At 63.3% G+C, this 6,676-nt stretch carries 4 protein-coding genes and 1 pseudogene; 2 read left to right on the top strand and 3 right to left on the bottom strand.

From position 1 onward, the window contains the following. The first annotated feature begins 370 nt into the window (after nt 1–370). Entirely contained in the window at nt 371–790 is a 420-nt protein-coding gene (locus LKX83_RS31590; RefSeq protein WP_227887221.1) for a DUF4395 domain-containing protein, read from the top strand. 192 nt (nt 791–982) lie between these two features. Here the strand turns inward: LKX83_RS31590 and LKX83_RS31595 are convergent, their stop codons facing one another. Both LKX83_RS31595 and ligA read right to left on the bottom strand, forming a co-directional pair. After that, the gene (locus LKX83_RS31595) at nt 983–3,559 is read right to left on the bottom strand and encodes an outer membrane protein assembly factor BamB family protein (RefSeq protein WP_227887222.1); all 2,577 of its coding nucleotides are present in this window, start codon (nt 3,557–3,559) and stop codon (nt 983–985) included. A gap of 156 nt (nt 3,560–3,715) precedes the next feature. Then, the gene (ligA, locus tag LKX83_RS31600) at nt 3,716–5,734 is read right to left on the bottom strand and encodes an NAD-dependent DNA ligase LigA (RefSeq protein WP_227887224.1); all 2,019 of its coding nucleotides are present in this window, start codon (nt 5,732–5,734) and stop codon (nt 3,716–3,718) included. 215 nt (nt 5,735–5,949) lie between these two features. Between ligA and LKX83_RS31605 the strand changes: the two genes are divergently transcribed. Continuing rightward, nucleotides 5,950–6,360, top strand: a complete 411-nt coding sequence (locus tag LKX83_RS31605; RefSeq protein ID WP_227887225.1) for a hypothetical protein — start codon at nt 5,950–5,952, stop codon at nt 6,358–6,360. A 90-nt stretch (nt 6,361–6,450) separates the two neighbouring features. On the opposite strand, the pseudogene LKX83_RS31610 reads toward LKX83_RS31605, so the two are convergent. Then, a pseudogene (locus tag LKX83_RS31610) lies at nt 6,451–6,676 on the bottom strand (ATP-dependent DNA helicase PcrA); the annotation flags it as partial.

Raw genomic sequence — 6,676 nt, forward strand, 5'->3', positions numbered from 1 at the left:
CGACAGGGTCCGTTGTAAGCTTACGCTCGATGTTCAGTTTTCAAGGAGCAATCGCTAGGCCCGAAGGGCTTCGCTACTGTGTCGCTTTCGGAGCCGACAGCAATAAATACTATCAGCTTCACCGGAGCTTGTCAACCATCTTATTGACGATCGCGTTTGTTTCGTTCTCCGGCCGCCCTTCTCTCGGAGGGGCGAGATCTAATATACCAAGCTGGACAACCGATTGCAACAGGTAATAAATGACATTGCAATCGGGCAAGTGCTTTTATATATAGGAAAGTCTATCGTATACGCATCACTCCATTGACTTTGTTATCCCGATGAGATAAGTTGGGTTTAAAACCAACCATCTGTCCGGGAGGCGTTGCGCATGCGCGAGATTCCCCTGCCTTATATCAAGTCTAATCAAGCCGGCATCGTCCTGTTCGTCGTGCTTTCCTTCGTTCTCTCCCAGCCCTGGCTGCTTGCCGCGCTCTGGCTCGTGCAGGTCGTCGGCTTGCTGACCCAGGGGCGGGGCAACGTATTCGTCCTGATCGCCAAGCCTTTCCTGAACCCGGAAGGCAAAGAGACGCAAGCCGCCGAGCTGACCCGATTCAACAATTCGCTCGCCGTCCTGTTCCTGACGCTGTCGCTGCTCGCCTTCGCCCTCGGCTGGAACGTCGTCGGCTACATCTTCGCAGCGATGCTGATCGCAGCCGCCGGCGCCGCGCTGCTCGGCTACTGCGTGGGCTGTACGATCTACTTCCAATACAAGCAATTCAAGGCGCGCCGTCGCATCACCCCGTCCTAATCCTCCTGTGGCTCTCGGCGACTTGCAAAACACCCCCGGCCCTTAACGATCGGGGGTGTTTTGCGTTTCGGCTCGCCATCGCGTTCGTCACGGCGCCCAGAACAACGAGAACCTTCCTTCCGGATCTCCCTTCCTTTTTGGACAGGAAATCTCGATCGCGGCATCCGAATGTTCGCCGCACGGACCATTCCGTCAATCCAGCCGCGCGAACGTGCCGTTGGAGGAACCTGCATACAGGCTGCCGTCCAGCACGGTCAACAGCCCGTAAGCTTGCCGTTGCGGAGGAAAGTCGTAGCTTCCGATCCGGATGCCCCCGAATCGATACAGGACTTTCCCGTTCGTTTTGTCGACTGCGATCACGTCCGGCATGCTCTCGACGACCAGTATGCCACTATGCGGCACCATTTTCCCGCTAATTCCGTATTCGGACGCCCAGCGGACGTCGCCGGTTCGCAAATCGACCTTAACCAACTTGCCGTCCATGCGCACATACAAATCCCCGCCGTCAATCAGTCCGTCCGCCGCCAAGCCAGGCATCGACCATAGCGAACGGCCGGATGGCAGATCGAGCAAGGCGGTCGATCCTTCCTCGCTGGCATACCAGGTTTTTCCGTCTTGCGGCACGGCGAGCAGCGCGTACCGGTCGTTCAGGATCGTGAGACGAGATTGGGCCGGGGATGCCAGGCTCACTTTCGGTCGTCCCGTCGCCTTGTCTGCTAGGATAAGATCGTCCTGCTGCCGCGTCCAATAGCCGCCCGGTCCGGCCGTAAGGTTCCGCGGGTCGAATTGGATCGCGCCGTCGTCGAACGTATCGATCGGCGCCCGCTCGTTCAGCCGCCACATCCGCCTTCCGTCCTCCGCCCGAAACGCGGTCAGCGTTCCCTGAGCCGCACCGGTGGCGCCGAGCCCGACGACGAAATACGGCATTCTGCCGTCCTGCAGGACCAGACCGCCTTCTCCGTCCAGTTCCTGCCCCCATAGCCGATTGCCCGTGTCCAGCTGCCTTGCCTCCAGATACGTCGTCACCTTCCTCGACTCGCCTTCCCCTTCGAAAACCGTATAGGAGAGGCCGAGCTTCGATCCCGCCGCGGTTAGCCGGACATCCCCGACCGCCCCTTGGAACTTCAAATCCCGGCTCCAGCGCACATCGCCGTTTGAAGGATTCAGAGCGTAGAGCCGGTACGTCGCCCCCGTCCCCTCCGGTTCCTCCGCGATCCGTTTGGCGAACGCGATCGTGCGTCCATCCCCCGACAAGGCGTACAGATGCTCGGCATAACCAAACGAATGCTGCCACAACATCCGCCCCGTCTCGCGATCGAGCCCATACAGCCGCGAATCCTCGTGCATGCCGCTGAAGCCTCCGTCCTCGCCCGCCACGAGCAGCGTCGAGCCGGCTAGACCGATCAAATAGTTGTAGGGAAGCGGCAGCGCCGTCCGCCACCGGGCTTCGGTTTGCCGGGTGTCGGCAAACGGATGGGGGGCGGACGCTTCCGCCTGCAGCCGCTCCGCCTTCGGCACTTGTCCCTCCGGCAACGCCGCCCATTCGTCGTTGCCGAAGTCCTTGTAGCCCGTCCAATCTCGGAAACGCTCGTTGCGCAGCGTGCCGTCCTCGGCCCAAGTCAGCTCCAGCAGCGCCTCTTCATTCTCGTAGCGCCACGTTTCCAGCGTCTGCAGCTGCCCGGGCATGGCAACGTTGCCCGAGCGCTCGACGGCCGTCGGCGGTCCGAGAAGCGCTTCCGTCCGCTCCCGCTTGGCGCCGATTCCCAGCGCGCTCCGCACATAGGCCGCGGCTTCGTCCGCTGCCGCCGGAAGGCTCGGTTCGAACGATGCGGACACCCCGTGCACCTCACGAAGCCGGTCGGCCCGCACCCAAAGCAGGCCGTAGCCGCCGTCAGAAACGCGGTCCGGTACGGCAACGCCGAGCCAGTCTGCATAAACTTGCACGGCATAAACACGGTCGCCGGCGGAAAGGCTAGCGACTGCATCGACGGCTCCCGGGTACCATACGGCGGTCGCGCCTTCCTCCCCGACCTGCAAAAGCCGCGGCGCGATCTCGTGGACTTGTCCCGATTCGCCGGTCAAATACCAGACCGGAATCCAGCTTCGGAATCCGTCGTCGTCCACCTCGGCCATCTCCCGGGTCAACGCGACCAGCGTGACCGGGCGCCCCGGCAACGCCATATAGTTGTAGATCGGCTTAGCGCCCGCGCGCATGTCGTAGCCGACCGTCGCGACCGTGGCCGATACCCGTTGGCCGATGCGAAGCTTCGCCTGCCGGGCGGGCGCGTTTTCTTCCGAGGACGAAGCTTCCTTCTGCGCACCCATCGCCGGCACGTACGAACTGCGCTCCCCTTCGGGCGTACGTCCGTAGAAAATCGCGTCCCGAAGCTGCGGCCGGCCCTCCTTCGACCAGAGCAGCTCCAGCCGTCCGCTCTCCGTCTCGTACGTCCATCTGTCGACGGTGACCAGCTTCGAAGCCCGGTACCAGGCCGCCTCCTGCATCTCGTCGGGCTGACCCATGGCGGACCGCGCCTCGTCCGGGGTCCATCCCGCGCGGAACGACACGTCGAACTGCTCCGGCGTCCAGTCGAGGCGGGGCGGTACGAACGCTTCGGCGGGGCCGGCCGTCTGCACGGGATCCGCGGTCGCCGAGGATGAGGGGGACGGCAGGCCTGACAGAACTGGGTCGGACGAATCGCATCCGGCCAGCAACAGCAGAATCGCACCCCTCGCGGCCAGCCGGCTCGCGCGGCTTTTGAATGATTTCATACGAAGGTTCCTCCGCTCCGCTTCTTTGGAACATTAGACGATGGCCGATCTTAGAAGTTGCAGGTAATGGGAAGAGACGGCCCTTCTCGCGCCATCGAAAAAGGCTTCCGCCGCCCGCGTCCCGGCGGGGGTGGAAGCCTGATCGTCTGTCTTGCCTTACAGTCCGAGCAGCCGCACCAGCTCGGCTTCGTCCTCGAGCACCGGCACGCCCAGATCGCGCGCCTTGGCCAGCTTGCTGCCCGCGCTCTCGCCCGCGATGACGAGGTCCGTCTTTTTGGAGACGCTCCCCGACACCTTCGCCCCGAGCGCTTCCAGGCGCTTGGACGCTTCGTCGCGCGTCAGCAGCGTCAGCGTGCCCGTCAGCACGACCGTCTTGCCGTAGAACGGATGGCTCTCGTCGGCGGCTGCCGCCGCCGGCTGTTCCGCTTCGGCGCGCACCCCCAGCGACCGCATCCGCGCGATGCTTTCTTGAATGAGCGGGTCGCGGAAGAAGCCCGCGATGCTCTCGGCGACGATGCCGCCGACATCCGGCAGCGTCACCAGCTCCTCCGCTTCTGCAGCCATCACCCGGTCCAGGTCGCGATAATGGTCGGCCAGCATTTTCGTCGTCGCTTTGCCCGTATTCGGGATGCCCAGCGCGTTCAAGAACGCCGCCAGGTCGCGGGACTTGGACTTCTCGATCGAAGCCAGCAGGTTGCTCGCCTTCTTCTCGCCGAACCGCTGCAGCCCGACGAGATTCTCGAATTGCAGCGCATAAAGGTCGGACGGATCGCGAACGTTCAGCTCCTCGAACAGCTGCTCGGCCGTCTTGCCGCTGAACGTCTCGATATCCATGCAGTCCCGCGAAGCGAAGTGGGTGATCCGGCCGACGATCTGCGGCTTGCAGCCGAGCCGGTTCGGGCAGTACAGGTGGGCGCCCCGCATCTCAAGCGGCGTGCCGCAGCCCGGGCAGACGTCCGGGACCGCGATCGGTTCGCCCGGCTCATCGTCGGCCTTGCCGAGAATTTCGGGGATGACGTCGTTCGAACGGCGAATAAAGACGCGCGTGCCCAAGGCGTGGGTCAAGTTTTTCCGCTCGATGTCGCCGATGTTGTTCAACGTGCAATTCTGGACCGTGACGCCCGCGAGCTCGACCGCTTCCACGCGGGCCAGCGGCGTCACCTTGCCCGTGCGGCCCAGTTCCCAGGATACCGATTCGAGCACGGTCGTCGTCTCTTCCGCTTCGAACTTGAAGGCGACGGACCAGCGCGGGAACTTGTCCGTGTAGCCGAGCGCCTCGCGCGTCCGCATGTCCGTCAGCTTGACGACCGCTCCGTCGATGAGGTAGTCCAACTCGTGCCGGAACGTCACGATCGCGGTCAATTCCTCGGCCACGTCTTCGATATTCGTATAGTACCGGGCGAACGAATTGACGGGGAAGCCGTTGTCCCGCAAAAACTGCAGCATCTCCTGCTGGGTGGCGAACGTCACGCCGCCGTCGGTGTAGCCTACATTATAGAAGAAAGCGTCGAGCTTGCGGGAGGCGGTCACGCGCGGGTTCAAGTTACGCAGGGCGCCGGCCGCGGCGTTGCGCGCGTTTTTGAGCGGCTCCGCCGCCGTTTGGTTGTACGCCTCGAGAACGGACAGGCGCATGATGCCTTCGCCCTGCACTTCGATCGTGCCGTCGCGGTATGGAATCGTGAGCGGCAGCGAACGGATCGTCCGCACCTGCGCCAGGATGCCCTCGCCGACGACGCCGTTGCCGCGGGTCGAAGCTTGCGCCAGCTCGCCGTCGGTATACGTCAGGTTCAGCGTCAGCCCGTCGAATTTCAGCTCGATCCCATACTCCGGCGCGGGCAGCGGATCCTCCGGATGCTTCGCGTTGAAATCGGCGATCAGCTTGTTCGCCCGTTGGGCCCACGCCTTCAAATCTTCGAGATTTTGCGCTTTGTCGAGGCTCCACAGGCGGGAGAGGTGGCGGTGAGGCTCAAAGCCCTTCAAAACCTCCCCGCCGACGCGGTGCGTAGGCGAATCCGGCAGAACGACGCCCGTCTCCGCTTCGAGTCGGACGAGCTCGTCGTAGAGCGCGTCGTACTCCTTGTCGCTGATCGTCGGCTTGTCTTCCGTGTAATAGCGATGGGCGTGCACATTCAGCTCGCTCACGAGCTCGCGAATCCGCTGCAGCGGTTCCGTCATGGGAGGATCTGCCTCTCTTGTCCCGGTAGCCGGGTTGATGGTCGAACGGTCCGAGTTGATTCAAGAACCCGGTCGTTCGTGTAAAAAAGTGACAAGGACTCCGGCTTGCCTTCCCGGAGAAAGCGAGCCGTCCAACGTCCGATACGATTCGGCCCGGGGAGTCGGGACTCCTCCTCCTCCCTGCCGAGTCCTTCGCGAAAAGGGAGGGGATATGCATGGATCGACCTTCGGACAAGCCGGGCGACAACCTGTCCGCCGATCGTCAGGACGAACGTCAAAACGAAAAACAGCTCTATTATGTATCCGTCTCCGCGGGAACCGTGAGCCGCCACGAGTCGCAAGTGTCGGACCAGCTCATGGTCCTGGCCACGGAGAGGGAGAAGGATCAGCTCGAGACGCTGCTCGCCATCAAGGAGGATCAGACGGAGCGAACGTTCCTCCGCGGAATGATCCCTTACAAGTCGGCGGATCACGATCCCGCGACCGATCAATATAACGAGCGGATGCTCGACCTCTATCGCACGATCTTCCGGCTAGGCACGGAGGAGACGAGACGACATCTCATTCATATGGATATTCTCAACGTCCTGAAGGATCCGGATACCCACCTGCCCGGCTATCATTAGCCGGCCGGGGCCAAAGCCGCCGCGCCGCAAAGCGCGGCGGCTTTGGCCGTCAGGCGGATAGGAGCGGACAGGCCGCTCCCCGACCGCCGATCAGATCTTCGTCACCGGCGCGAACGCCGCGAGCAGTCGTTTGACCCCGACCGGCGCCGGGAAAGCGATCTGCAGCTCCGTATCGTTGCCGGAGCCCTTCACGGCCACCACGGTGCCCACGCCCCACTTGGCGTGCTGCACCTTGTCGCCCGCGGCGACGGCGAGCCCTTGGCCGGCCGCCGCCGCGGGCCTCGGCGCCTGCGGCGATCCGGCGGCCGGGCGCGCC

Source organism: Cohnella baijiui (genome assembly GCF_020731285.1).
In the GTDB taxonomy this organism is placed as follows: domain Bacteria; phylum Bacillota; class Bacilli; order Paenibacillales; family Paenibacillaceae; genus Cohnella.

What these genes read in the sequence shown, in the direction of transcription:
- ligA (WP_227887224.1), bottom strand. Translation starts at nt 5,734, where the DNA reads ATGACGGAACCGCTGCAGCGGATTCGCGAGCTCGTGAGCGAGCTGAAT.
- LKX83_RS31605 (WP_227887225.1), top strand. Translation starts at nt 5,950, where the DNA reads ATGGATCGACCTTCGGACAAGCCGGGCGACAACCTGTCCGCCGATCGT.
- LKX83_RS31595 (WP_227887222.1), bottom strand. Translation starts at nt 3,559, where the DNA reads ATGAAATCATTCAAAAGCCGCGCGAGCCGGCTGGCCGCGAGGGGTGCG.
- LKX83_RS31590 (WP_227887221.1), top strand. Translation starts at nt 371, where the DNA reads ATGCGCGAGATTCCCCTGCCTTATATCAAGTCTAATCAAGCCGGCATC.